The sequence below is a fragment of the Arthrobacter sp. efr-133-TYG-104 genome, assembly GCF_030208915.1.
Taxonomy (GTDB): domain Bacteria; phylum Actinomycetota; class Actinomycetes; order Actinomycetales; family Micrococcaceae; genus Arthrobacter.
Window position 1 is genome coordinate 39557 of sequence record NZ_JARVTA010000015.1, and the last position, 24556, is coordinate 64112.

Here is a 24556-nt window from a genome sequence, read left to right on the forward strand (position 1 = left end):
GCGCTTACTCCTCGTCCCCGGCGTCGCCGTATGCTTCGTTTTCCGTCCAGGTCCGCTTGGAACCGGTCAGGATGATGTCCCACTTGTACCCCAGCGCCGATTCAGGGCTGGTCAGCTCGTGATCGTACTGGGCCACCAGGCGATCGCGGGCGTCCTGGTCCACGATCGACTGGTAGATGGGGTCCAACGGGAAGAGCTGGTCGCCGGGGAAGTACATCTGGGTGACGATGCGCTGCGTGAATTCCGAGCCGAACATGGAGAAGTGGATGTGGGCCGGACGCCAGGCGTTCAGGTGGTTCTTCCACGGGTACGCGCCCGGCTTGATGGTGGTGAAGCTGTACGAGCCGTCGTTGCCGGTAATGCAGCGTCCGACGCCGGTGAAGTTCGGGTCAAGCGGTGCGGGGTGCTGATCGCGTTTGTGGATGTAGCGACCGGACGCGTTGGCCTGCCAGATCTCCACGAGCTGGCCGGCAACCGGGCGGCCGTCGCCGTCGAGCACCCGGCCCGAAACGATGATCCGCTCGCCCTGCGGTTCGCCGTTGTGCTGGATGGTCAGGTCGGATTCCAAGGCGTGCACGTCCTGGTGGCCGAACGCCGGGGAGTAGAGCTCAATAGTTTCCGGGTCCGCGTGGTGCAGGCTCTTGGTGGGGTGCCGGAGGATGCTGCTCCGGTACGGCGCGTAGTCCAGCCGCGGCATGGTTTCCGGTGCTTTGCCATTCTTGACTGCCTCGGCGTAGCGGACTCCGATGGCCTTGATCTCCGCACTGAGATCCGCCTGTGTTTCCACATCCTTGGTCTCGTGGGCCGCGTGTGGCTCTGCGGGTGGCACGAGTTCCTCGGATTCGAGCGCTTCTGTGGCAGTGACTTGTGCTGTGTGGTCTTGCGGCACGGCTGGCTCCTTTCTATGGCTTCTTATGACGGTCAGGGGCGGTGGGCTTACACCCGGTGGAGCGAGTCGTATTGCACGGCGTGACGCACCGGAGCGTTGGGCGCCCCGTAGCCGTCATAGCTGCCTCGACGCTCCACCATTTCAAAGAACACGCTGCCAACTGTGGCCGTGTAGAAGTGGAGGAATTCGCCGTCGGCGTCCCGGTCGTACAGGAGGTTGAGCTCCTTGAGGGTGGCCAGGAAGCCAGATTCGAGATCGAACCTTGCGTCAAGGTCCTCGTAATAGTTGGCCGGAATCTGCAGGAACTCGAGTCCCCGATCGCGTGCGGACCGGGCTGTTGCCACGAGATCATCCACTGCGAAAGCGATGTGTTCCTGATACGTTTTGCGTGCTTTTTCGGCCTGCTGCGCCGGTGCGAGGTTCAGCACCAGCCTGACGGCCTTGTTGCCGGTTTGCATCACCTGAGAGCGCACCAGCCCGCCGGGGCTGGGCACCTCGGCAAAGGGCTGCGGTTCCAAGGCGAGGGCGCTGGTGTAGAAGAGGACGGCTTCGTCGAAGTGCTGCCACGGCTGGGCCAGATTGACGTGGTCGATCACCGCTGCGCGGCCCGCCTCCGGATGTCCTGCCCCTTCACCAAACTCCTGCGTCCATGCAGCGGTTCCGTCCGGGCTGCCCTGGCACAGGAAGATCTCGGTGGAGTCCGGTGCTGCGATTCCTTGGAAGACTTCCTCGTCGGCTTGGACCCTGCGGGCCACCACAGGTGCCTTGAGTTGCTGGGCGCGAGCGGAGGCAATCACCGGTGAATCGACGTCGAACCCCAACGCTGCGATAGCTGGTTCCGCGTGGGATGCCGCTTGCTCGTTGATGATGACGCGCGCCTGTCCCATGGTCCAGAGCTGGACGTCCTTGGTCCGGTGGCGGCCGTTGAATTCGAAGCCGAGCTGCCCCAGGAGCTTCTCAAGCTGCGCAGTGTCGTCGGCCTTGACCTCTGCAAAGTTGAATCCTGCTGGCTGGTTCACCTTGGGCAACGTGGCAAGTTCCATGGGATAACGACGGCGGTTGTTCCCTTGGGTTCCGGCCCCGGTCTCCGCCGGGCTGGCGGACAACCACTTGGCGCTCTGTTCCTCCAGCCAAATGAGCGAACGCATCGCGTCGACGGCGGTCCGCTCGGTATCGGACTGCCGGAAAACGTCATTGAAAACTTCAAGGGAAACCGGCCCGGCGTAGCCTGCCCGGACTACGTGACCCATGAACTTGGCGAGCTCGAACTGCCCCTCCCCCGGGAAAACCCGGTAGTGGCGGCTCCAGGACAGCACGTCCATGGTGAGTTTGGGGGCGTCGGCCACCTGCACGAAGAAGATCTTCTCCGCGTTCATGTCCTCGATCGGGGCGGTGTCCCAGTCGCGGGACAGGATGTGGAAGGAGTCCAGGCAGGTGCCAAGGTTGGGGTGGTCCACCATCTCCACAAGGTGGTAGGCGTGCTCGTAATCGTTGACGTACTTGCCCCACGCCAAGGCTTCATAGGCCACCTTGACCCCATGGTCGCCGGCGAGCCGGGCAAGTTCGCCCAGCTGTTCGGCCCGCAGCCCGTCGTCGTCGATGGTTGCCGTGGCGACGTTCGAACAGACCAGGATGGTGTCCATCCCCAGGCGTTCCATCAGGTTGAACTTGGCCTCGGCGCGCTTGAGGTTGGCCTTCAACAGGTCCGGGGTGACGCCGTCGAAATCGCGGAACGGCTGGTAAAGGTCCAGGCCCAAGCCCAGGTCGGCAGCCATCTTCCGGACGTCCTCCGGGCTGAGCGCCGAGGTGACGAGGTCCTGCTCGAAGATCTCAATGCCGTCAAACCCTGCGATGGCGCAGGCCTGCATTTTCTCTTTCAGCGTGCCGGACAGGCACACCGTGGCGATTCCCGTGCGCATCAGTGGCCTGCCTTTGCGAGCGTTGGGTCGGCCGCAGCCGCTGCATCCTCGAAAGCGACGAGTTCCAAGAAGTGCGCCCGCATCCGTTCAGGGTTGGCTTCGCGGCCTGTGATGAGTCGGAAGGCGTCCGCCGCCTGCCCCACTGCCATGCGGCCGCCGTCGAGGACGTCGCAGCCCATGGCGCGCGCCTCGTGGATCAACTGCGTTTCGATGGGGCGGTAAACGATGTCCGCCACCCAGTGCCTTGGCTCCAGGAGAGTGATGTCCAGGGGCAGGCCCGAGTGTGCGGCCATGCCGATCGGGGTACAGTGCACCAGGCCATCAGCCAGCGGCATGAGCTCCGGCAACTCGCCCGGGATGTGCGGGGTGACCGTGCTGGCGGGAAAGAGGCCGCCGAGTTCCTCAGCGCGTTCTGCGGCGCGGGCCGGATCCACGTCGACGAGATCCAAACTGGCCACACCGGCCTTGAGCAACGCGTAGGCGACGGCGGATCCGGCGCCGCCCGCGCCGAGCTGGACTACGCGGTCGAGTTTTGCTTGCGGGAGCCCATTGGCGAGCGCCGCGCCGAAGCCGGAGAAGTCTGTGTTGTGGCCGATGAGCCGGCCGTCCTGAATCAGGACCGTGTTGACGGCGCCCAAGCGGCGGGCGTCGTCGGAAATATCATCAAGGTGCTCCAGCACCAACTGCTTGCAGGGGTGGGTGATGTTCAGCCCGTTGTAGCCCATGCGCCGGGCTGCGGTGAGGAGATCGCCGACGGCGGTGGCAGGCAAAGCGAGTTCCAGCAGGTCGATGGGGCGGTACAACAAGCGAAGGCCCTGCACGTCGGCTTCGCGTTCATGCATGGGAGGGGTCAGCGAGGGCATGACGCCTTCACCAATCAGGCCCACCAGCACGGACTCGGCTCGGTTGCTCATCCTCAAGCTCCTTTGACTTAACCACCGCCGGTGGGAGGCGATCTGGCGCTCCCGCCTTCGGCGTTGTTTAGATTACTACAAGTGTTCATATTCCGCACGCATGTTCTTATCGCGAACATACGCAGCATTGCGGGGCCTGCTCTACACGCTCCCGAGTGGAACTACCCAGCAGAGCGGGCCTCACAACGGGGTTAGCGCTGGGGCAGGCGCGCCGAAAGTTCAGCCGCAGCCTCCTGCAAGGTGGGCACGAAGGCCAGGAGCTCCTCCATGGTCATGCGAAAGACGGGGACGGCGGTGGCAAGCGAAGCGAAAGCGTTGCCCTGGCCATTGAGGACCGGGACGGCGACAGCCCGCATACCGACCTCGTTTTCCTCGTCCATCACCGCGTAGCCTTGACGCCGAACCTGGTCGATCTCCGCCCGGAAAGCGTCCCTGTCCGTGATGGAGCGCTCCGTCAACGGCTCAAGTGGGAGTTCCTCCAGCAAGCGTTTCCGCTCGATCTCTTCCTCGAAAGCCACGATTGCCTTGCCTACCGACGTCGTGTGCAGCGCACCCAAGTGCCCCGGATCACTCGTTACCCGGAACGTCTTCGGTCCGTCCACCTTGTTGACCGTCAGGTGATGGTTCCCGTCGCGCACGGAGAGGATGGTGGCCTCGTGGGTGCGCTCCGTGACCCGCTGCAGGACCGGCAATGCGGTTGCGGCAAAGCCATGATGATTCGACACCCGCTGCCCCAGTTGGAACACGCGCAAACCCAAGTGATAGCGGCGGCCGTCGGGTTCGTAATCGACAAATCCGTCGCGCGTCAGGGAGCCCAGCAAGCGGTACGTGGTGCTGAAGGGAAGGCCCGCACTCCTGGCCAAGTCGGCGGCGCTAGCACCCCGGGGCTCGTCCCCCAGCAGCACGAGCAGGCTCAGCGCCTTTCCAACCATGTCTGTTTTTGTGTCGTCTTTCACACTCATGTATCGATGCTCCCACATAGTGAGAGCTATTTCTAGATAGTGGAGACATCTATTGACAGGTGACCGCTCTCACAGTCACTATTGCTGTATTGCACAAGTAACTTCCACCATGTGGTTATTTGCTCGGGATCGACCTGCCACACTCGGCGTGGGACTCCCGCAGAAGACAGCTCAGCGACATCGTCGTCACAGAAGGAACCTCCCATGCGCCAAACAATGCCGTCAGCGACGCCAGGCATTACAGAAACCACCGGAACGCCCAAGAAAGCAGCCCTCGCCAGCTTCTTGGGCAGCGCCGTCGAGTATTACGACTTCTTCATCTTCGGCTCAGCCGCGGCACTGATTTTCCCGCACGTGTTCTTCCCGTCCGCCGACGCCAATGCCGCGGTCATGTCCTTCGCCACCTTTGGCTTCGCCTACCTCGCCCGGCCTATCGGCGCCGCTTTCCTGGGCCACTTCGGGGATCGGATCGGGCGCCAAAAGGTCCTCATGTTCACGCTGGTGCTGATGGGCGCCTCAACGTTCGTGATTGGTTGCCTGCCGGACTTCAAGACCATCGGATGGGGCGCCCCGATCCTGCTGGTGCTGGCCCGCCTTTGCCAGGGTTTCTCGGCCGCCGGAGAGCAAGCCGGCGCGTCGTCGATGACCCTGGAGCACGCCCCGGACAACCGGCGTTCCTTCTTCACCTCCTGGACACTGACCGGAACCCAAGGAGGCCAGATCCTGGCAGCCTTGGTGTTCATCCCCGTGGTCGCACTTCCTGACGACATCAAGTACGGAATCGGCTGGCGGATCCCGTTCTGGCTCAGCGCCGCAGTCGTGGTGGTCGCATACTTCATTCGCCGGACCCTGCACGAGCCGCCGGCATTCGCCGAGGCACGGAAGAACAACCAGATCTCCAAGCTGCCTATCGCCGACCTGCTCAGGCACCACTGGCGGGATGTCCTCCGTGTTGTCTGCTGTGCTTTCATCGCCGCCATCAGTACGGTCTTTGGAACCCTCGCCATCAAATATGCCCAGGATGTTTCCCACGTGAACAGCACCATTACCCTGTGGCTGGTGGTGGTGGCCAACGTCATCGCACTGGGAACGCAGCCGCTGTTCGGTATGCTCGCCGACAAAATCGGCAGGAAGCCGGTGTTTATTTACGGCGCGGTTTCCAGCGCCATCCTGACGCCCTTCTTCTTCTTGTCCTTCGACTCCGGATCCACGCCGTTGATGTTTCTGGCGGCCGTTGCATACTTCTCCTTCGGCTACGCCGCTGCAAACGCCGTCTGGCCGTCCTTCTATGGGGAGATGTTCAGCACCAAGGTCCGCTTCTCGGGCTTGGCCATCGGGACTCAACTGGGCTTCCTGGCCGCGGGCTTCGCGCCCACTATCGTCTCCGCCGTCGGCGGCACCAAGCCCGGGGGCTGGGTTGCGGTCTCGGTCTTCTCGGGCATCGTTTGCGTCATCGCCGCGGTCGCCGCCTTGACGGCCCGCGAATCGGCAAAGATCCCCACCTCGGAACTCGGCTTGCGGGCTTAGCACCACCGCCGGCCAGCCCAACCGCATTCCATCAGGGAGGCCGCGCCCCTCCCCGATTACTGACCCGCAGCACGCGGAAAGCCCGGCATGCACCTTGGCATACCGGGCTTTCCGCTGCCCTTAGTGGTGCGGGTCTGAGTGCGCGGGTTAAGGCAACCGGGAAGGAGTGTGGCGTCAGGGAGTCGGGCGGATTGCCGCGTCCTTGCTGTAAGACGTGACCTGCGAAGCATCCCCGCTGTCCAGCACTTTGGAGTGCGTGGTCGATCCGTCAAGGACAACATGCTGTGATGCGACGTCGCTGACAACATGGTTCAGTGCAACCACATTGCCGTCGCCGCCGGCGATGAGTATCTGCGTGGGCTGGGCACCAACCGGAAGGATTTTGGCGGGCGGGACATCGTAGGCAAAGAGGTTGTCGGAGACCAGGTTGTTGTCTCCCACTACGTGCATAACGCCGTAAAAGTCATCCAATCCGTTCCCTCGCCCGATGAAGGGCGGGTAACCTTCCGCGGTCCTGCGAAGATGGTTGGCCGTGATGAGGTTCTCTTTGCAGCCGTTGAGCAGCCGGAGCATCCCGGGATAGAAGCCCTGAAGCCTGTTCGATGCAACGGAGCATCGGTTGCATCCCGTTAATTCGATGAGGCTGCGGCCGCGGGGGAAGAGGTTATTTCCGGTGACGAGGAGACCCTCGTGATTTTCGGCCAGCAGGGTGACCCCGTCGGGCCCTGCTCCCATGTGGTTTCCGCTGATAATTGTCGCCTGCCCCGCCCCCGTGAGCTCAACGCAATTTCCGCATTCGGCGATCATATTTTCGTTGATGCGCAGCGCGTCGGCCCCCCGCACGATCAAGGCATGTTCGAGGTACACAAAACCCATCCCCGTGACGTGGAACGAATCGTTGTCGGACGCAACCTCGATTCCAGTCTTGCCATTGCGATAGCTGTTCTTGTCGGGGGTGAACGCGACGCCGTCCAGGCAGAAGTCCCGGAACACAACCCCGGACAGTCGCGGGTCTCCTCCCCGCTTCACGAGGAATGCTTGCGGGGCGCCCGGAGAAGTACGGACCCGGATGTGGCTGCCACCGGGCTGAAGGTTCTGCCATCCCGCGGGGTTCGAATTGTCGAGGATGCTTCGTGAAAAGAAGCCGTGCCCGAATCCGGCAATGGTTAGATAACTAACGTCTACCACCACCTGGGTTACCAGATCGTAGTCGCCCGGAGGGATAATGATTGCCGCCCCGGGACGGGCGTCCGGAGTGGCCTGGCGCCTTTTGATGTCAGCAATGATGTCGTTGATCACTGCGCCGACGTCGGACTGGGCCGTCACATCGGGACGGCCCTTGACGCTCCACGCCGTCACATCGTACGTATTTGGTGAGGTGAAGGGTTTGCCCTGCGGGTTGTCGGCCGCGCTTGCCGCTTGTGCTCCGCCAAGGGACAGCGCGGCAGCTAAGGTCCCCACAGCGCCGGCACCAACCAGTGAGCGGCGGGTTGGTGCGCTCGACTCAACACTCTTGCCAAATACCATCAGGTACTCCTTTTGATTGGGGTGCGCTCCCCAGACATCCGGAACGGCTTGGTTCCGGGGAGGAAGCTTCGCAAAGAAAAAACGTTTTAGCTAGCCACGGACGACGATAGGAGCCGCTCACGTAGCCTGTCAACGAAAAAATTTTCGGGTCACGTTTTGGCACCTTGGCCCGCCAGGGACCCGACGAAGCGAAGGGAGCCGTCGCTGTCCCGACCCGGCCAGTAGCTGTACGACGGCGTCGGGCACTGGTCGCGGATGTGACTCTTGACACCGCTCAAGCACCCAGCCTATTGTGATGACAAGTCGTTTTGGCAAAACGGTTTTTCACCACCACCACATTCACCCCTTCTTCCGTTCCGTTCCCTCAGAGAAAGGGAGTCGACAGCGATGTCCTCTCGAACAACGATCTCCAGGCTTGCCGCTGTTGGCGGCCTTTCCGCTGCTGTGGTCTTAGCTGCCTCCGCATGCGGCGCAGGTGGTCCCGCCCCGTCGGGGCCTTCCGGCAGCAGCTCCATCAACGTCCTCGTCGAGGCAGGCGGGCATGCAGAACTTCAGCCCATCGCCGATCAGTGCAAGAAGGACACGGGAGTCAACGTGAACTTCGTGGAGCTTCCGTACGACGGCCTTTTCAACCGCTTGTCCAGTGAATTCTCTTCGGGCAGCGTCTCGTTCGATGTTGCCGCCCTGGACTCCGTCTGGCTGCCTAGCTTCAAAGACTCGCTTCAACCCATCGACGAGCTCTTCACCGATGAAGCCAAAAAGGACATCTTCCCGGCCCTGGTCAAAGAAGCCAACGTCGATGGGCACTTCATTGGGATGCCGGCGTGGACCAATGCCGAGATTGTCCTCTACCGCAAGGACCTGTTTGAGGACCCCAAGAACAAGGCCGACTTCAAGGCCAGGTACGGCTATGACCTGGCAGCACCCAAGACCTGGCAGCAGTACCAGGACATCTCCGCCTTCTTCACGAAGGACGGCATGTACGGCACGGACGTCAAGGGTGGCGTGGAAACGGAGTTCCTTGCCCACGTCCTACAGGCCGGCTCCCCCATGGTCCTGGACAGCAACAACAACGTGGTCATTGATAATGCGGCCCACAAACAGGCCCTTGATTTCTACACCAGCCTTGTCAAAGATGCTCCCGCCGGCGCCGCCCAGGTGGACTGGGCAGCCGCCCAGAATCTCTTCAACCAGGGCAAGACAGCCATGACCCAGTTCTGGGCTCACGCGTACCGGCAGATCCCGAAGGACTCCCCTGTCTACGGCAAGGTTGGCACAGCACCGATGATCGGTGGTTCTGCTGGTGTGGCCGGCGTTCCCGGTCCTTGGTACCTCTCGGTGCCCAAGGCAACCAAGAATGCTGATGCAGCCAAGAAGTTCGTCAAGTGCGCCTTCGACCACAACGATCTGGCCATCCAGTCAAGCCTCGGCTTGGCAGCACGTATCTCCGCCTTCCAGAAGTATCAAGACCAGCCCGGTTACGAGAGTTTCAAACCGCTCATCGAAACACTTAACGCCCCCGCTACGGCCACTCGTCCCGCAACGGCAAAATGGCAGCAGATCGTGGACACTGTGCTGGTTCCGATGCTCCAGAAGGCTGTGGCTGGCGGAGACAGCTCCGCCCTGCTCGCGGACGCGAAGTCCAAGGTCCAAGCCCTCCTTAAGTAAGTAAGACTCCGCGGCCGGCATCAGCCTAAGCTTTGCCGGCCGCGGACCCAACCAGCGGAAGAGAATCCCGTGCGCATTCCTGATCGCCGCTTCGCCCTCTACCTGATGACCCCCGCGGCCCTGTTCCTCGCAGTCTTCGTTGCCTACCCGCTGTTCCGGTTGGTGACGGACAGCTTCTTTAAGATCTCCCCGGTCGTTGGGGGTCCACGCAGCTTCGTCGGTTTTGACAACTACGTCGCTGCTTTCACTTCCGAGGCCTTCATGGGTGCCGGATGGCGAACGCTCGCCTACACCGTGATGGTAGTGACCCTCGAGTTCGCGCTCGGCTTGGGCATGGCCCTCCTGTTCACCACGCTTGGCACCAAATCCCAAGTCTGGCGGACCATGTTCCTCTATCCGCTGATGATTGCCCCGATCGTGGCCGGCCTGCTGTGGAAGTTCCTCATGATCGACAACTTCGGTTTGCTCGGAACGATGCTGACGCAAGTGGGGATCCTGCAAAATCCCAACCAAATCGGATGGTTGTCCAACCCCGACATTGTTTTGTTTTCCGTGGCAATCCCGGACATCTGGCTAACCACTTCATTCATGTGCCTGGTGCTGTTCGCGGGGCTGCAGAACATACCCGGAGACCTGATCGAGGCGGCAAGGCTCGACGGCGCCCGCGCTCCCTCGCTGCTCTTCCGCATCATCCTCCCGCTCCTGCGTCCCGTTATCGCCGTCGCGCTGGTGGTCCGTGGCATCGACGCCGCGAGGGCTTTTGACACGATCCTCATCCAGACCAACGGTGGTCCGCAATCCGCTTCCGAAACCATGAGCTTGCTGATTTATCGGACCATGATCCGCTTTGGGGACCCCGGCCTGGCAAGTGCCATGGGCACCATCTACCTGTTGGCGATGCTTGCCATCGCCCTCGTTGCCGTAGCCACGGTTTGGCGCCCAGGAAAGGACACCTGATGAGCACCGCACCAGTCCAAGCAGTCCCGGCGCTGAAAGACACAAAGCAACCTGCCTCCGCCGCGAGGACCAAGCGACGCCGCGGCGTCAACCGGGAAGGACTCGAAGCCGGGAGGCGCAGCACAAGGACCATCTTGTGGGTTCTCCTCGCCGCATCCCTGATCCTTTACGGGTTCCCGTTCCTGTACCTGCTCTTCACATCATTCAAGACGCCGATCGATACGATTGCCGTCCCCCCGACCATTCTTCCCAAGGAATGGACGTTGGATAATTACGCCAATGCATTAGGGCGCGGCGGGGTACTGGCGTCCTTCATCAACAGCATCCAGACCGCTGTTATCAGTACGTTGTTGTCCTTGGTTCTGGCCGTGCCGGCCGCATACGGGATCACCCGCTACAAGACCGCCAGCGGCCGGGTCTTCATCATGGCCGCGCTGGTGACCCGCATGGTGCCACCGGTAGCCATTGGCATTCCACTCGCGTCCATGATGGCCTCGGTGGGGCTCTCCGACACACCCATTGCGCTCTCGATCGCCCACACCACCATCTCACTGCCGCTGTCCATCTGGCTGATGTCCAGCTTCTTCGAGTCGGTGCCCAAGGATCTTGAGGAGGCAGCCACTGTGGACGGCTGCAGTAGGCTTGGGGCCCTGTGGCGGGTGGTCATCCCGGTAGTCTCCGGGGGCATCGCGGTCACGGCGATCTTCGCCTTCCTCGCCTCGTGGAACGAGTTCCTCTTCGCATTGCTCATGACCGCGGTCCGATCCCAAACCACCCCCGTGGTCATCGCCAACTTCCAGACGCAGTTCGGCCTGGACTGGGGTTCCATGACGGCCCTGGCCGCCGTCTACTCGATCCCGGTCATCCTCCTGACGCTTCTGTTGCAGCGCAAGATCGTCGCGGGTATGACGCTCGGCGCCGTCAAGGGCTGACAAACTAACCAAACAGAGGGGAGAAGCTATGCCAAGCAACAACTATTACGACGTGACAACGTGGCCCGTCGGCAACCCGTCCGAGGACATCGGCGAGGTGATGAACAGCATCATCGCCGACATCAAAGCCCGGCAATCTGCCACAAATGTGGACGATGGTGGAAAACCTGGTGCGGTCATCTACGTTCCGCCCGGAGACTACCGGCTCCGCACGCAGGTGGTCATCGACATCAGCTTCCTCAAGATTCATGGCTCCGGGCACGGCTTTACGTCATCCAGCATCCGCTTCAACGTTCCCGAGGACGAATGGGCCGGCTTACACGAGTTGTGGCCGGGAGGAAGCCGCATCATGGTCGATCTTCCCGGCGGCGGGGACATTGAGGAATCCAAAGGAGCCGCCTTCTACGTTGAGCGGACCGGTAGCCCGCGGATCAGTTCGGTCGAATTCTCCAACTTCTGCATCGACGGGCTGCATTTCGCCCCTGACGGCTCGGAAATGGAGCCGGAAAACACCTACGTCAACGGCAAGACCGGCATCTATATCGCCAGTGCCAACGACTCTTTCCGGGTCACCGGAATGGGGTTTGTCTACCTCGAAAACGCTGTCACCATCTACAACGCGGATGCGCTTTCCATACATGACAACTTCATTGCAGAATGCGGGAGTTGCATCGAGTTGCGGGGCTGGGGGCAGGCATCAAAGATCACCGGCAACCTCCTCGGAGCCGGCTTTAAAGGTCACACGATCTACGCCGAGAACCACGGTGGGCTCCTTATTACCGCGAACAACCTCTTCCCCCGTGGTGCAAGCAGCATCCACTTCTCAGGCGTTACGCGTTCAAGCATCACCAATAACCGTTTGCATTCGTTCTACCCAGGCATGGTCATTTTCGAAGCAGACAGCTCTGAAAACCTTGTGGCCACGAACCACTTCCTGCGGGACCACGAGCCCTGGACACCCTTCTTCGGGGTAGACAACGGCCTGGACGACCTCACCGGTCTTCTGTGCGTCAGCGGCAGTAATAACTCCCTGATCGGCAACCACTTTTCCGAGATCGTCGACTCCCAGGGCATCCGACCGGAAGGGGCGACGCCGGTCATCATCCGGCTGAAGGCGGGGGACGGCAACTATGTTGCCAGCAACCACGTGGTCGGGAAGGACATCCGGGCTACTTCGGGGGGCTCCGCTTTCGAAGCCCAAGTTGACGCATTGCTGACCACCAATGCCTCGGATGGTTTGACCGTGACGGCCGTTCTGGTCGATCCCGAATCGGCCAACAACACAATCCTTGATTCGGGCAGCGAAGCACAGGTGATAGCGGACCGAAGCGTCAATGCCGTCAGGGCCCTGCCAACACCCGCTTTCCATGCGACACGTGCACCTGTAACCAGCTAAACGGATCCGGCCTAAGAAAATGAAGCAGCCGAACATAGGATCAGCACCATGAGGACGTGGGAGAAGAAATGACCAGTAGATCAGTCGGTATCAAGGATGTGGCGGCGGCGGCGGGCGTCTCTGTCACCACCGTCTCCCACGTCCTTAATGACGTCGCCTACGCACGCGTTGGTGCAGAAACAAGGGAGCGCGTCCACGAAGCGGCTCAACGGTTGGGTTACGGACCCAACCGTCTCGCCCAAGCACTGCGCACGCAGCGCTCGGGAATGATCGGGTTCATCAGCGAGGAGATCGCCACTACCCCGCATGCGGGCAGGATCATCCTCGGAGCGGAGGAGACGGCTCGGGCGCGTGGCTACCGCATCATGATCATCAACTCCACCAGCACCGGTTCCCAAGCATCCAAGGAAGGCCAGGTGGCGGACCTGCTGGACCGGCAAGTGGACGGCATCCTCTATGCCACCATGTACCACCGGAAGCTGGCCGTTCCCAAGAACCTGGCCGGACTCCCGGCAGTACTCGTGGACTCCGAGGACATCAGCCAGACTGTGTCATCCGTTATCCCGGACGAATTGGGCGGCGCAAGGTCGGCCGTCCAAACCCTGATCGACGCCGGTCATACGCGGATAGGCATGGTCAACAACACCGACGACGTGCCCGCAACCCACTCCCGGCTCAAGGCATTCATGGAAACCCTGTCCGACGCCGGACTGCCTTTCCACGAAGAACTGGTCCAGTCCGAGCCCTCGGAGGTATCCGGCGGGTACCAAGCTGCCCTGCGCCTGCTGAAAGGACAAAACCGACCCACCGCCGTGTTCTGCTACAACGACCGGATGGCCATGGGCGCGTACAGGGCCGCCGGGGAACTTGGCCTGAAAATTCCGGACGACATTTCAATCGTCGGTTTCGACAACCAGCAGCTCATCGCCGAAAGCCTCTACCCTGCCCTGACAACCGTTGCCCTGCCCCACTACGAGATGGGCGCGTGGGCAACCGAGAACCTGATCGACGCCATCGAAGGAAAGACCGACCTCCAATTGTTCGCGGCGCATCCCACCGTTCTTCCCTGCCCCATGGTTATTCGTGACTCTGTAGCATCACCGGCACGCGCCAACACCTGACCTCGAGTACGTTCAGCAACGAACGCGCCCAATTTTTCAAGGACCCTACATGCACAGCACCTCAGTTTTCCCGTGCCCCGAACCGGACGTCGTCGTCGTCGGCGAATCGATCATCGACATCATCCAGACGGCCGGTGGTCCGGTTGGATTCCCGGGCGGTTCCGGGATGAACGTCGCCTTCGGACTGGGCCGTTTAGGTGTCGGCACGGCATTTCTCACGGCGCTGGGCAGGGACGAACACAGCAAGAGCATCCAGCGGCACCTGAAGGCAGCCGGAGTGCAGTTGCTTCCGGGATCCGAACACCTTGGCCGCACATCAACTGCGCAAGCGTCCCTAGGCAGCGACGGTTCCGCAGAATACGAATTCGACCTCGAGTGGAACCTCCCCCACATCGCGCCTACTTTCCTCCCTAAAGTGCTGCACACCGGGTCGCTGGCCTCGTTCGTGGAGCCCGGAGCAAGCAGCGTCCGGTCGTTGCTTGAACTGTTCGCGGGACGCTGCCTGATCACGTACGACCCCAACATCCGCCCCACGCTCCTCCAGGACCACGCTGAAACGCTCAGGACCTTCGAACGCCTGGTGGCCCTGTCCACCGTGGTAAAGCTCAGCGCGGAAGATGCCGCGTGGCTCTACCCTCAGAAGTCTTGTCACGACGTCGGACAGCGAGTCCTCGAGCTCGGGGCGGAACTGGCCGTCATTACCGACGGTGCTGCCGGATCCCACCTGCGTTCGAGAACCGCACAGATCGACATGCCTGCACCGCAAGTGGTGGTCAAGGATACCGTCGGCGCCGGCGATGCCTACATGTCCTCGCTCATCGCGGGCCTCCTTGAGGGCCCCGAGGGGGATTTTGGTTATGACAAACTCTCCCGCTTGGGCACGGCCGCGTCCTTGGCTGCGGCCATCACGGTGGGCCGGCATGGAGCGGAGCCGCCAACGCGGACGGAACTCAACGAATCCCTGGAGGAACTCAACCAATCCCTGGACCTGGCCCCGGTTTCCCGAAAGAACTCCGATGACTGACACAACCTCCCGCCCTGCCAGCCGTGCCGAAACCGCGACCCAGGATTTCAGGCCCATTCTGCACTACACAGCCGAGAAGACGTGGCTGAACGACCCAAACGGACTCGTGTGGTACCAAGGCATCTACCACCTCTTTTACCAAAGCAACCCCTTTGCCAACGTCTGGGGGAACATGTCCTGGGGCCATGCCACATCAGCTGACCTTGTGCACTGGACCGAACAACCCGTGGCCATCGCTTGCGATCAGGAAGAGGACGTCTTTTCCGGCAGCATCGTGGTGGATCATGGCAACGCGTCCGGTTTCGGCACCTTGGAACACCCCGCACTGGTGGCCATCTACACGAGCGCGTTCAAGGAAGGCTACGCGTATGAAGGGACACAAGCCCAGTCCCTCGCGTTCTCCACGGACGGCGGGATGACCTGGAGCAAATACCAAGGCAACCCGGTTCTTGCCCGGGGCTCGGCCCATTTCAGGGACCCCAAGGTGTTCCGCTTCGAGGGGGCGGCAGGCTCTTACTGGGTCATGGTGGCGGTGGAGGCCCAGCATCAGCAGGTTGTGCTGTACCGGTCGGCCAACCTCAAGGACTGGGAATATCTGAGCACCTTCGGGCCATCAAATGCCGCAGGAGGTGAGTGGGAATGCCCCGACCTGTTCCCCCTCCCGCTCGATGGAAACCCTGGCACCGTCAAGTGGGTCCTGGTGGTCAATATCAACCCGGGCGCGGTGGCCGGCGGATCGGGAGGTCAGTACTTCGTCGGCGAATTCGACGGAGTGCGTTTCACGGCAGATCCTGATTCACTCGTCCCAGCCGGTGCAGGCGGAGCTCCGGACCTGGAAAACTGCCTGTGGCTGGATTGGGGGCGCGACTATTACGCGGCCGTTTCGTTCAGCAATGTCCCGGGGAACCGCCGCATCATGATCGGATGGATGAACAACTGGGACTATGCCAATTCGCTGCCCACGTCTCCGTGGCGGTCCGGAATGTCGCTTGCCCGTGAAGTGCAGCTCGCCACCGTGGACGGCTTACCGCGCTTGGTCCAGCGCCCGGTACTGCCGGTCAACGCCGGGAAGCCGACCCTCGACGTCGAAAATGTGGAGCTCGGTGACTCCCCGATCCAACTGCCGGACGCAGAGCCCGGGTCCGCTCAGCTGATCGAGGCGGAGATCGTTCCCGGAACGGTTGGCACAGTGGCGTTCAGGCTCCTGGCCGCATCGGATGGGAGCACCGGAACGGTCCTTAGCTTCGACGCTGGGACGAGCCGGCTCACGCTGGATCGCCGGAGTTCCGGAAGTACCTCCTTCCACACGAAGTTCGCGTCCGCGGAGTCTGCACCGGTGAAGCTGGACGACGGCGTGCTGACGCTACGGATCGTCGTCGACCGCTGCTCGGTGGAGGTGTTCGCCCAGGGCGGCAGGGTTGTTTTGACTGACCTGGTGTTCCCCGTGGCCGGAAACGGAGGCACCCAACTGCGAGCGGCCGACGGCAGGACGGCCTTGGTTCGGAAACTGACCATCACGGCCTTGTCATGAGCACTGGGTCTTGCCCCGCGCGGCCGCGGGGACGGGACGCTAGAGACACGGGCATATCCGATGAGCATGGCTTCGAGTGGAGCGTTTAGGGTGCCCCGGATTCTGTTGGTCGAAGCAACACCCAATCCAGGGAGTTCCTTCGATGTATCAACACTTCGATTCGCCTACCGGCGTCAGGTTTCTTGCCTTCGTCAAAGAGGGCAAGAGTTTCAGAGAATCAGTACGGCTGGCCGGAATCGGTAAGGAAACCGGCTACCGGTGGTTGCGGGATGAGTACCTCCAATACCGCAGTGAAGGCCTCGATCACGTAGCTGCCCAGAAAGAACTGGGGTTCATCTCGCGCAATGCCGAGAAATGGAACGAACGCTTCCTCAGCGGTACGGGGCGCCATCACTTCCAAGTCGATCCAGCCGTCGAGGAAACCTTCTGGTCCTCCTATTCCACCGGCATGAGCGTATTGTCTGCTGCCGCTTCAGCAGGCGTAAAGCATACGACTGGATACCGGTGGGTCTACCGTCGCTTCATCACCTTGCGAAGCCGGCTGCCTCTGACAGAGGTTGTAAGAGCTTTACGGCTGTCCCCGGGGACCTCCGTCAGGTGGGAAATCCAGCGGAAAGAAGAATTGAAAGCTGAAAAAGCACGTCAGCAGAAAGCCGAGCGGGACGCCATTGGGACCGCGAGGATCGTTGCCGAGAGAGTGGCAGCTCCCTGGTCACCAGCACAAAAGCGACGCGCTTTACGGGAGACACGGTACTGGGACCTGGTGAGTGCCGGATGCAGCAACGCTGAGGCCTGCAGGATGTTGGGTATGAGCAGACGCGCCGGCACGAAACTTAGGAACCAACGGGCCGAGCAGAGCCATAAGAGGGTTCCTGCTCAAGGGTCCGGACGGTACCTGTCCCTGCTGGAACGGATTCAGATCGCCGACCTTCTCCGGCTGGACTGCTCACTGCGGCGCATCGGGCGTGAACTCGGACGCTGCCCCTCAACGATCAAAAGGGAACTGGACCGTCACCGCGACGGCCGCGGCCAGTACTCTCCGCACGCCGCAGATCACAGCGCCAGCCAGCAGCGGCGCCGGCCACGGGATCGGAAGCTTAAACGGAACCGGCGACTACGCGCGATAGTCCAGCGCAAGCTCAATCGACACTGGTCGCCCGAGCAGATCTGCGGCTGGCTCGCACTGCAATTCCCCGTCGAACCGGGCCTTCAATTGAGTCCTGAGACCATCTACCGAGCACTGCTCTTCAACGATGACGGCGGTTTAGATAAGAAATACTGTCCCCGACTGCGCACCGGACGGAAAATCCGCAGACACCGCTGGCGGACCGGTTCCGGCCACGGCGCAGTGGTCCGGAACATGACGATGATCAGTCAGCGCCCGCCAGTCATTGAGACCAAAACGGAAGCTGGCCACTGGGAAGGCGATCTAATCGTCGGGCCCGGCTCGACCTCGGCGATGGTGACGCTGCGGGAACGCAAGACCCACTACGGAATCATCATCAATCTGCCGATCGACCACACAGCGGCCCGGACTAACGTAGCCATCACTGCCGCCTTCGCTTCCCTCCCACCGCACCTAAAACAGACTCTCACCTGGGATCAGGGCGTAGAGATGGCCCGACACCACGAACTCGCTGCAGCGACAGGCATCCAAATCTACTTCGCAGAACGCTCCAGCCCCTGGCAGCGGGGAGCCAATGAGAACTTTAACGGGCTGGCACGCCAGTACTTCCGCAAGGGCACTGACCTGTCAAAGTACACCCACGAATACGTCAAGAGCGTCTGCAACGAGCTGAACACCAGGCCCCGCAAGACCCTCGGCTACCTCACCCCCAAGGCACTCTTCCAGGCAGAAAAAAGCACCACGCTTGCCACCTCCGGATACACTCGAAAACAGTCGGCTGACCGGCCCGACTCACCCGAACGTTGCGTCGATCCCTAGAATCCGCCCCCCCGTCATCGTGCATTGTCAACGTGCGGGTCTTACGTGCATGCCGGGGTCGTCATCAGACGGCGTCCCGGATACGCCTTCATGGATGGGCGTTGAGGAACCGTCTTACGGGCGTGAGCGACGTGTCTCATAACAACGGCGAGGCTCGTGGTGCAGAAGACTGGGAAGCATTCATCTTGAAGATGGGTTCTTGGCGCGCCGATGGTTACGGCTTCGTCGACCTTCTCGGCACCGAGCGTGGATATCCTGGCAACGCCAACTACGTCTTGGCCCATATGGAGTATTTGGGAATTTAGCCGCGGCAGGTGTGCTGCTGTCCGCCAGGGGGACTGTCACCGCGTCCGGCTCTGGACCCCTACCATGAGCCTTTTCCGAATTCTTTTGCTCTGCCTGAGTTCTGACCAAATCTTATATCGAAACGTCCCGGTCCCCTTGGCGTAAATGAGAGCGCACCGAGTGAGCATGACTACGGCGAGCAAGAGGGCAACTAGCTCGAAGCTCCGAAGCCAAATCTGGGCACCTTGAACCAAGTCTGCTGTTAGCTCATTACTCATGAAGCCGTCATAGCCCCCCGAAGCACCTGCAACGATGATGATAGAGGGTACAGTCGCCCGTCCGAACCGGCGGAAAGTAACATCCGCGGCTTCAGAAGGCGACAAAACCGGGATATCCGCCAGGCTACGGCGGCTTAGCCTCGGGTCCGGGCGGGAACGAGTGAGTACCTGTCGAAGGATAAACGCCCGGGAGGGGATCAAAGCTGGTTCTATTGAGACGCAAGTGTCGCCAACGGACACCCTGACTTTGTTTAGCTTTTCGCCTCGGAGAGGCCCGATGCCCAGAACGGCGGTTCCGAGGTCAATTTCGAGTGGCTGCGCACCATCGAAGTCCTCAGCGAGGATGTCATGCTGTCCGATATTCATCAAAGCCATGGTGACTTCGTAACAGACGTGAGGTCGTTTGCCCGGTTCTGCTAGTTTCGTTTTCGTAGTAACGACCCTATAGAGCAGTTGTCTTTGCTTAGCTCCGCGCCGATATGTCATCACGGCTACTACCGTCGTGATCACAACGAGAATCACTGTGATGATGGAAACGGCCAGCGCGATGATGGAAATGGCCAGCGTCATTTACTGAATGTAAACCCTGCCGCCGCCATAGCCGAGCACTTCGACATAAAGTGCACTTGCGCCCGAGTGCGTCCGCTCTACGATCCCCAAGCGGTGCAGACCAGCTGCTACTTATTAGCCCAGTGCGGCTCGATACTCGTGTCAATGTGCCATTGTTGGGGAGTGAAGAACGCCGTGTACTCGTTTGTGGGCATCCTCGCCATAACAGGTCTTATGACGCTCACTACGCTGGGAGCGTCCTTGCTGCAGAACAGGGACCCTCGGGGGTACCCGGTTCTCGCACTCGTGGTGGGTGGCTTGTTGCTGACGTTCATCACCATTGTGATGTCTGCCCGCAAATCATCACAGCAAAACAAGACGGTCAGCTCAACCAGCAGTGCGGTGTACCCGCATTCGCCCGAGGTGGTCTGGGCGGCAATACGGCCAGCGGAAGCTGCTCACCAATTCTCAGACAACCTCGCTCACGCCTTTTCGGTTCCAGCGATTCCGGATGGTCCAGGGGAACGGCAGTGCTTCTTCTACCGTGACGGACGAATGGACCTTCTTGAAGTCATCAAGGAGGTGCCCGAAGAGTTGGCAGTCACACGGTCCAGTGATCCGCTACTGGGTTCGGTCACAACAACGACGTATCGTCTCGATCCAACGCTCGGGGGTTGTCAGCTGACTCTTGAGATATTGCTCGAAACTCCGGCTCACGTGTCCGTCAACCTCGCAGCGATGCAGGCATACGGTGACTTGTTCGTGGGCCAAGTCAGCGCGCTTCTGGACCGACAAGTCAAGGAGAAAACCGGCCATTGAGGCTCGGTAATATCGGAGTAAGACGCGTGGCCTTCGGGTGCACCCGTGTGGACCGGCAGGCACTGACCCGGCCGGGATGACGTCCTCCATCATAGGCGGCTCATAGCACGGTCGGGGGGTCAACATCCAGGTCGTTTGAGGTGTTCAGCCTGATCCGCGCGGCCGCTGCGCTGGCTGCCTGGTCTGCTATACATGCGTGGGATGAAAGGCCCACGTTCGTCATCATTTCCTCAAGTGCGACATATCCGACCCAAGACTCCACGTCGTGCGCGCTTCCTTTTACGGACCGGCTTTTGCTTTTACGGACTGGCTTTTGCCCGGGCAGTGACTCCCTGAACGCGCCGCGCAGGCATCCAGGATGCGGATGTCGCAACTACGCACTTCTAACGGGCAATTTGCGTGTGGAGCCGAAGTTCGTCGAGTGTCCTTCCCCGAGACAATGCTCTACCCGGGGATCTTCTTGAGTCGAAGGCTGCCGATGGTCCAAAGGCTCACTAATGCGTGCAGGGAGACCCATACAATTTTCACCGAGTCGGTCGGGGACCCGCCGATGAAAACCCTTGCTTGCTGAACTTCAACACCCTGCAGGTCACCGCCACGGGAACACCATCGGCGGCAAGATCCGTGACCAGCGGGTAGATCATTTTGGGTTGATGTCCCTGGCCAGATAGGCAGCAGCGCGGCGCAGAATCTCATTCTCCTGCTCCAACAAGCGGTTCCGCTTCTTCAGCTCCCGCATCTCGGCCGACTCCGCCGCTGCCGGCCCGGCCCCGGCCTCCTTACGTTCGGCGATGGCAATCCAGCGCTTCAACGTCGTGACAGAAAGCCCGAAATCCTTCGCAATCTGCGCCAGCGGCGCCTCGCCCTTGCGGGCCACATCAATAACATCCTGGCGGAACTCCGCCCCATAAGCCGTGGGCATGGCCAACAACCTTCCACGAGCACAAGCTCGCTAGGTTAAGGAGTCAACAAAACCGGGGGCAGTCCCAGACGGTTAGGGTCCTAGCGGGCGTGGAAGTGGGCTCGGTGTGGAAGTGCGCTCGATGTGGGGCTTAAAAATCCGCAGCTCGCCGAAGATTTGTTGATGAACGAAGGACCTCAATGACCGACCGTCCAGCGAGATTCACGACCACGGAATTGCGCGAGGTGTTCGATGTCCTGATGCGGCATGTCGAGGAACGCCATGGTTCGACCATCGAGGTGGATGCGGACTATTCTCGGACACGAAACTCACACAAACACTGGACTTCTATCTGGGGACCCAACCACCGGGTCCTCTCACCCATCGTTGCCTTCAAAATGCCAAGTCGACGCCGGGGATACCGGGCTGGTCCTAGTCAGCGGTGCACCGTCTGCGCCTAGGCGCTCCAAGGTGGCACGGTGCGCTGCTGCCAGGTCTTCGGTAGCCACGCCTTGCAGCGTAGTCATCAGACGTTGAATCAGCGCGGGTTTTCGGGCCACCCAGGATCTCGTGGCGTTGTGTACCGAGGCGATCGTGACGTTCCTGCCGGATCCTGTTCTTCACGGCAGACGATCCGTCCGGATAGGGATCCCTAGCGGGAACCTGCCCGCGGTGGACGCTCTACCAGTGATGCAGCCGACGGGCTATATGCCTTCGATCTCGTAGCGTCGATCGATGTATGCAGTTGCCCTGCCCCATTCGCTCTTAGCGACTCGCTGCTGATGTGCACGGAACGAGTCGCCGTCCTGGAATTGCTCATCGACCTGCCAGATCAGCGGGTTCTGAGTGGGGTTCACTTCGAAGGAAAGACATCCTGGCTCGGCGCGCGTCAGCTTGATGTGGAGGGGTAGGTGCTGGGCCACCACCGCGACCTGCTCTTGGTCACTGCACACAAGTTGGCCAGTGAGGAAGACATTGCTCATAACTCATCCTTACATTGCCGAATACAGCGCCAGGCATCATCCCGGTGGAGGATGGCCCAACGGACGTCCCAACCGTCCGGTGAGGGATCGGCCAACGGGCACTGTGAGGGGTCGATGAGCCACCGGTTTACGGGCGGTCGAACCCGTCTCGTGCTCCGGCTAGATGTGTCGGACGACGCGCTCTGCCAGTTGGATGCGGGGAGCGTATGCGAAAAGTTGAAAGCGCGAATTCGTTAGTGCGTCGTACAGCTCGGTCCAGAACCCGAAGCTGGCGGGGTCGATCGACGCGAGAAACTCGGGCGAACGCTGAAGGCCCCCGCGGTCTCATCAGCGAGGGCCTTCCTGATAACGATGACTCCTACGCGCCGGGAGGCGCACCCATTGTCGCTCGTCCGGATTTCCGCCGGGCCATGACGTACCTGGCGATCAGCCACACCCCAACAGGAACAAACATGATCCCAGTAATGAGGCGCAGCGAGTCGACGGGCATCCAGGAGAGGAGGATCGCGGCCCAGATGAGCATGAAGATTCCAGCTACCAGTCCAGGAATAGACGGATTCTTATTCATACGGATTCCTTCCGATATGTTGCCGATAGTTACCAGCCTACGAGAGTGCGCCGGCCAACTACCGGCATCCGAGCCCTGAGACCCAAGAACCCCAAAGCCAGCTTGCCATTCCCCAACCGCTGTAGAGACCGCCGGTGAAAACTTGGATTACGCCCGTTGCTATCGAAAGCTGGCAGCTGATCGATGCCAGTGGCTTGCCCCCGTTCTGGAGATGAGCGACCTGCGCGCCGTTGATGTAGACGTCCAACCATCCTTGGCAGGCGTAGGGATCATTATTGGTCCAGAGCGCCGACGTACCGTTCCACCAAATACAGAACGAGTAGTACTGACCCGCGACGTCGTCAGTGTGAGCGGTGTCAGGCGGGAGAACAAACTTGGGCGTCTTTGGGGTACCCGTCGAGGTCGGCCCTGGAGCAGTTCCGTTCACAGATGGATGCGGGGTCGGCGCATCGGGAACAGCGGCGGAGGCCGAGGCTACACCCCCGAGCATCATCGCCGAGCTTGCCAACAGCACCAACACACCCTTGGCCAATCTTCTGAAATACATGCGTTTCCCCCATTTCATTCTTATAAGTCGTTGCCCGTGAACTATAAGCACATCGTCTTGACTAAATGGGATAGCAATATGACAACATCCGTCAGGCTTGTTACCTGAACTCTGGTTTACGGGGCTCGTAATCCCCGCAAATCGAGGTTCGAGCCCTGTCACATGGGTCAGGAAATCGTTATAACTTTTTTGGCATCGGGGCACTTGGCCAGGTCCCTGTACTTGACCAGCCAAAGGTGTTCTTAAGCCGGTCCCTCACCGAGACGTTCGTCGGACCTCCTGAGAGCAGTTGAAACACGCGGATGTGACTTTCGGCGGTAAATGATGGCTTCTTTGAAGCGCTATTTGTCGTCTTGTGCACCCCGCAAGGGGATCCCCCGCCGGACACTTCGAAGGATAGATCCAGGATTCGTGATCGACCCTTCAGTCGAGTTCGCGCCAGCCGTGACGAGCCCGCTTCAGCAGTTCGGCCAAGTCACGACGGTTCCGATGACGCTCTGCCCGGCGCTCATCGCGCAGACCATCTGCGTTATGGCAGAGCGGGCAGCAGCACGTGTTTGTTCCGGTGTACTGGAATTCCCAGTGGCAGGACCACCGGGCCATGAGACCGTCCTTGTCCTCGACCTGCTCCAGGTCCCCCTGGATGGTGGTTGGCAGGTCGCAGATGCCGTCCCGATGATCATGGACAGCGAGACGATGCAACGTACCGTCCCACAGGCGGATACGAAACGGCTGGGTCTTCTCGGTACGGGACATATGACGCTCCTACATTCTGCGGCAGCGTCCATCCCACGGGATTGAGGTAGGTCACCGCCGCCAAGATAGGTCGGCGTCACGAGGTCTGCGGAACATAAGACCCAGTCTGGCATCTAGCGAGAGCATAGGACCAGAGGCTGCGGCTGCCCCTCTAGCGGATCCCTCAACGGGCACGCTCCGGTTCCCGCATTCCGCTGCGCAGGCGCCCCTGCCATGAACAGATGTGACTGGCTCAGGCATTCCTCGACCGTTTCAGCGATCAGGATAATGTCAGGACTATGCGTGAACCCTTTTTAGTGGCCCTCGGCCTGTTCTTCGTTGCAGGAGGCATAGGGACCTTCCTATGGTTGCGCACGCTAGAGCGCAGAACAAGCCATCTCGGTTGGACAGATCCACGTCAGGCATTTGACAAGCGTCGGCGGATTCAGTTTGCCGTGTCCGTGGCGGCAGCCGCCGGCATTTACTTGCTTGCGGTATGCGGGCTCGAATTATCTACGGGCACCGTGTGATGAGTCGAGACATCCTTCACGGATGAGTCGAGTCATCGGTTACACCCCG

At 60.8% G+C, this 24556-nt stretch carries 23 protein-coding genes and 1 pseudogene; 11 read left to right on the forward strand and 13 right to left on the reverse strand.

All coding sequences use genetic code 11. The features are described from left to right. Positions 1 to 4 precede the first annotated feature (4 nt). From pcaH to QRN04_RS12035, 4 genes are all read right to left on the reverse strand, one after another. Positions 5 to 889 (reverse strand): protocatechuate 3,4-dioxygenase subunit beta, encoded by an 885-nt coding sequence (gene pcaH / locus QRN04_RS12020; protein WP_284976271.1) that lies wholly within the window; start codon positions 887 to 889, stop codon positions 5 to 7. Between the two features lie 47 nt (positions 890 to 936). After that, entirely contained in the window at positions 937 to 2808 is a 1872-nt protein-coding gene (locus tag QRN04_RS12025) for a bifunctional sugar phosphate isomerase/epimerase/4-hydroxyphenylpyruvate dioxygenase family protein (protein WP_284976272.1), read from the reverse strand. Beyond that, positions 2808 to 3722, reverse strand: coding sequence for a shikimate dehydrogenase (locus QRN04_RS12030; RefSeq protein ID WP_284976273.1), 915 nt, complete (start codon positions 3720 to 3722; stop codon positions 2808 to 2810). The genes QRN04_RS12025 and QRN04_RS12030 overlap by 1 nt, the downstream gene beginning before the upstream one ends. A 191-nt stretch (positions 3723 to 3913) precedes the next feature. Next, positions 3914 to 4684 carry an IclR family transcriptional regulator gene (locus QRN04_RS12035; RefSeq protein ID WP_284976274.1) on the reverse strand — a complete coding sequence of 257 codons (771 nt, stop codon included), beginning with the start codon at positions 4682 to 4684 and terminating at the stop codon, positions 3914 to 3916. 204 nt (positions 4685 to 4888) lie between these two features. Between QRN04_RS12035 and QRN04_RS12040 the strand changes: the two genes are divergently transcribed. Continuing rightward, positions 4889 to 6211, forward strand: a complete 1323-nt coding sequence (locus QRN04_RS12040) for an MFS transporter (RefSeq protein ID WP_284976275.1) — start codon at positions 4889 to 4891, stop codon at positions 6209 to 6211. Positions 6212 to 6385: 174 nt separating this feature from the next. On the opposite strand, the gene QRN04_RS12045 is transcribed toward QRN04_RS12040, so the two are convergent. Together QRN04_RS12045 and QRN04_RS12050 are read right to left on the reverse strand one after the other, a co-directional pair. After that, positions 6386 to 7738: a NosD domain-containing protein gene (locus QRN04_RS12045; protein WP_284976276.1), complete on the reverse strand. Its 1353-nt coding sequence runs from the start codon at positions 7736 to 7738 to the stop codon at positions 6386 to 6388. A gap of 149 nt (positions 7739 to 7887) precedes the next feature. Beyond that, positions 7888 to 8016, reverse strand: a complete 129-nt coding sequence (locus QRN04_RS12050; RefSeq protein WP_284976277.1) for a hypothetical protein — start codon at positions 8014 to 8016, stop codon at positions 7888 to 7890. Between the two features lie 109 nt (positions 8017 to 8125). Here QRN04_RS12050 and QRN04_RS12055 point away from each other — a divergent pair, with 109 nt between their 5' ends. From QRN04_RS12055 to QRN04_RS12095, 9 genes are all read left to right on the forward strand, one after another. Then, positions 8126 to 9406 (forward strand): extracellular solute-binding protein, encoded by a 1281-nt coding sequence (locus tag QRN04_RS12055; RefSeq protein ID WP_284976278.1) that lies wholly within the window; start codon positions 8126 to 8128, stop codon positions 9404 to 9406. A gap of 69 nt (positions 9407 to 9475) precedes the next feature. After that, positions 9476 to 10363, forward strand: a complete 888-nt coding sequence (locus QRN04_RS12060) for a carbohydrate ABC transporter permease (protein ID WP_284976279.1) — start codon at positions 9476 to 9478, stop codon at positions 10361 to 10363. After that, entirely contained in the window at positions 10363 to 11295 is a 933-nt protein-coding gene (locus QRN04_RS12065) for a carbohydrate ABC transporter permease (protein ID WP_284976280.1), read from the forward strand. The genes QRN04_RS12060 and QRN04_RS12065 overlap by 1 nt, the downstream gene beginning before the upstream one ends. Positions 11296 to 11323: 28 nt before the next feature. Next, positions 11324 to 12691, forward strand: coding sequence for a right-handed parallel beta-helix repeat-containing protein (locus QRN04_RS12070; protein ID WP_284976281.1), 1368 nt, complete (start codon positions 11324 to 11326; stop codon positions 12689 to 12691). 68 nt (positions 12692 to 12759) lie between these two features. After that, the gene (locus QRN04_RS12075) at positions 12760 to 13812 is read left to right on the forward strand and encodes a LacI family DNA-binding transcriptional regulator (RefSeq protein WP_284976282.1); all 1053 of its coding nucleotides are present in this window, start codon (positions 12760 to 12762) and stop codon (positions 13810 to 13812) included. Between the two features lie 49 nt (positions 13813 to 13861). Next, complete coding sequence (locus tag QRN04_RS12080; protein ID WP_284976283.1) at positions 13862 to 14836, forward strand: carbohydrate kinase family protein; 975 nt, start codon at positions 13862 to 13864, stop codon at positions 14834 to 14836. Beyond that, on the forward strand, positions 14829 to 16367 hold the full coding sequence (locus tag QRN04_RS12085; RefSeq protein ID WP_284976284.1) for a glycoside hydrolase family 32 protein: 1539 nt from the start codon (positions 14829 to 14831) through the stop codon (positions 16365 to 16367). Before QRN04_RS12080 ends, QRN04_RS12085 begins: the two co-directional genes overlap by 8 nt. 142 nt (positions 16368 to 16509) lie before the next feature. Beyond that, complete coding sequence (locus QRN04_RS12090; RefSeq protein ID WP_284976285.1) at positions 16510 to 18312, forward strand: IS30 family transposase; 1803 nt, start codon at positions 16510 to 16512, stop codon at positions 18310 to 18312. A gap of 122 nt (positions 18313 to 18434) precedes the next feature. Then, the gene (locus QRN04_RS12095; RefSeq protein WP_284976286.1) at positions 18435 to 18617 is read left to right on the forward strand and encodes a hypothetical protein; all 183 of its coding nucleotides are present in this window, start codon (positions 18435 to 18437) and stop codon (positions 18615 to 18617) included. A gap of 36 nt (positions 18618 to 18653) precedes the next feature. Here QRN04_RS12095 and QRN04_RS12100 read toward each other — a convergent pair whose 3' ends face one another. Next, positions 18654 to 19445 carry a hypothetical protein gene (locus tag QRN04_RS12100; RefSeq protein WP_284976287.1) on the reverse strand — a complete coding sequence of 264 codons (792 nt, stop codon included), beginning with the start codon at positions 19443 to 19445 and terminating at the stop codon, positions 18654 to 18656. A 162-nt stretch (positions 19446 to 19607) separates the two neighbouring features. On the opposite strand from QRN04_RS12100, the gene QRN04_RS12105 reads away from it, so the two are divergent. Beyond that, on the forward strand, positions 19608 to 20243 hold the full coding sequence (locus QRN04_RS12105; RefSeq protein WP_284976288.1) for an SRPBCC family protein: 636 nt from the start codon (positions 19608 to 19610) through the stop codon (positions 20241 to 20243). A 554-nt stretch (positions 20244 to 20797) separates the two neighbouring features. On the opposite strand, the pseudogene QRN04_RS12110 reads toward QRN04_RS12105, so the two are convergent. The 6 genes and pseudogenes from QRN04_RS12110 to QRN04_RS12135 form a co-directional block, all read right to left on the reverse strand. Beyond that, positions 20798 to 21165: pseudogene (locus tag QRN04_RS12110) on the reverse strand (transposase); the annotation flags it as partial. 356 nt (positions 21166 to 21521) lie between these two features. Then, on the reverse strand, positions 21522 to 21671 hold the full coding sequence (locus QRN04_RS12115) for a hypothetical protein (RefSeq protein ID WP_284976289.1): 150 nt from the start codon (positions 21669 to 21671) through the stop codon (positions 21522 to 21524). Between the two features lie 177 nt (positions 21672 to 21848). Beyond that, on the reverse strand, positions 21849 to 22127 hold the full coding sequence (locus QRN04_RS12120; protein ID WP_284976290.1) for a putative quinol monooxygenase: 279 nt from the start codon (positions 22125 to 22127) through the stop codon (positions 21849 to 21851). A 358-nt stretch (positions 22128 to 22485) separates the two neighbouring features. Continuing rightward, a complete protein-coding gene (locus QRN04_RS12125; RefSeq protein ID WP_284976291.1) occupies positions 22486 to 22695 on the reverse strand; it encodes a hypothetical protein in 210 nt (69 codons plus the stop codon). A gap of 58 nt (positions 22696 to 22753) precedes the next feature. Further along, positions 22754 to 23242 (reverse strand): hypothetical protein, encoded by a 489-nt coding sequence (locus QRN04_RS12130; protein ID WP_284976292.1) that lies wholly within the window; start codon positions 23240 to 23242, stop codon positions 22754 to 22756. A 423-nt stretch (positions 23243 to 23665) separates the two neighbouring features. Further along, the gene (locus tag QRN04_RS12135) at positions 23666 to 23998 is read right to left on the reverse strand and encodes a hypothetical protein (protein ID WP_284976293.1); all 333 of its coding nucleotides are present in this window, start codon (positions 23996 to 23998) and stop codon (positions 23666 to 23668) included. Between the last annotated feature and the right edge of the window lie 558 nt (positions 23999 to 24556).

What these genes read in the sequence shown, in the direction of transcription:
- QRN04_RS12025 (WP_284976272.1), bottom strand. Translation starts at nt 2,808, where the DNA reads ATGCGCACGGGAATCGCCACGGTGTGCCTGTCCGGCACGCTGAAAGAG.
- QRN04_RS12030 (WP_284976273.1), bottom strand. Translation starts at nt 3,722, where the DNA reads ATGAGCAACCGAGCCGAGTCCGTGCTGGTGGGCCTGATTGGTGAAGGC.
- QRN04_RS12035 (WP_284976274.1), bottom strand. Translation starts at nt 4,684, where the DNA reads ATGAGTGTGAAAGACGACACAAAAACAGACATGGTTGGAAAGGCGCTG.
- QRN04_RS12040 (WP_284976275.1), top strand. Translation starts at nt 4,889, where the DNA reads ATGCGCCAAACAATGCCGTCAGCGACGCCAGGCATTACAGAAACCACC.
- QRN04_RS12045 (WP_284976276.1), bottom strand. Translation starts at nt 7,738, where the DNA reads ATGGTATTTGGCAAGAGTGTTGAGTCGAGCGCACCAACCCGCCGCTCA.
- QRN04_RS12055 (WP_284976278.1), top strand. Translation starts at nt 8,126, where the DNA reads ATGTCCTCTCGAACAACGATCTCCAGGCTTGCCGCTGTTGGCGGCCTT.
- QRN04_RS12065 (WP_284976280.1), top strand. Translation starts at nt 10,363, where the DNA reads ATGAGCACCGCACCAGTCCAAGCAGTCCCGGCGCTGAAAGACACAAAG.
- QRN04_RS12070 (WP_284976281.1), top strand. Translation starts at nt 11,324, where the DNA reads ATGCCAAGCAACAACTATTACGACGTGACAACGTGGCCCGTCGGCAAC.
- QRN04_RS12075 (WP_284976282.1), top strand. Translation starts at nt 12,760, where the DNA reads ATGACCAGTAGATCAGTCGGTATCAAGGATGTGGCGGCGGCGGCGGGC.
- QRN04_RS12080 (WP_284976283.1), top strand. Translation starts at nt 13,862, where the DNA reads ATGCACAGCACCTCAGTTTTCCCGTGCCCCGAACCGGACGTCGTCGTC.
- QRN04_RS12085 (WP_284976284.1), top strand. Translation starts at nt 14,829, where the DNA reads ATGACTGACACAACCTCCCGCCCTGCCAGCCGTGCCGAAACCGCGACC.
- QRN04_RS12090 (WP_284976285.1), top strand. Translation starts at nt 16,510, where the DNA reads ATGTATCAACACTTCGATTCGCCTACCGGCGTCAGGTTTCTTGCCTTC.
- QRN04_RS12100 (WP_284976287.1), bottom strand. Translation starts at nt 19,445, where the DNA reads ATGACGCTGGCCATTTCCATCATCGCGCTGGCCGTTTCCATCATCACA.
- QRN04_RS12115 (WP_284976289.1), bottom strand. Translation starts at nt 21,671, where the DNA reads ATGACTACGCTGCAAGGCGTGGCTACCGAAGACCTGGCAGCAGCGCAC.
- QRN04_RS12120 (WP_284976290.1), bottom strand. Translation starts at nt 22,127, where the DNA reads ATGAGCAATGTCTTCCTCACTGGCCAACTTGTGTGCAGTGACCAAGAG.
- QRN04_RS12125 (WP_284976291.1), bottom strand. Translation starts at nt 22,695, where the DNA reads ATGAATAAGAATCCGTCTATTCCTGGACTGGTAGCTGGAATCTTCATG.
- QRN04_RS12130 (WP_284976292.1), bottom strand. Translation starts at nt 23,242, where the DNA reads ATGTATTTCAGAAGATTGGCCAAGGGTGTGTTGGTGCTGTTGGCAAGC.
- QRN04_RS12135 (WP_284976293.1), bottom strand. Translation starts at nt 23,998, where the DNA reads ATGTCCCGTACCGAGAAGACCCAGCCGTTTCGTATCCGCCTGTGGGAC.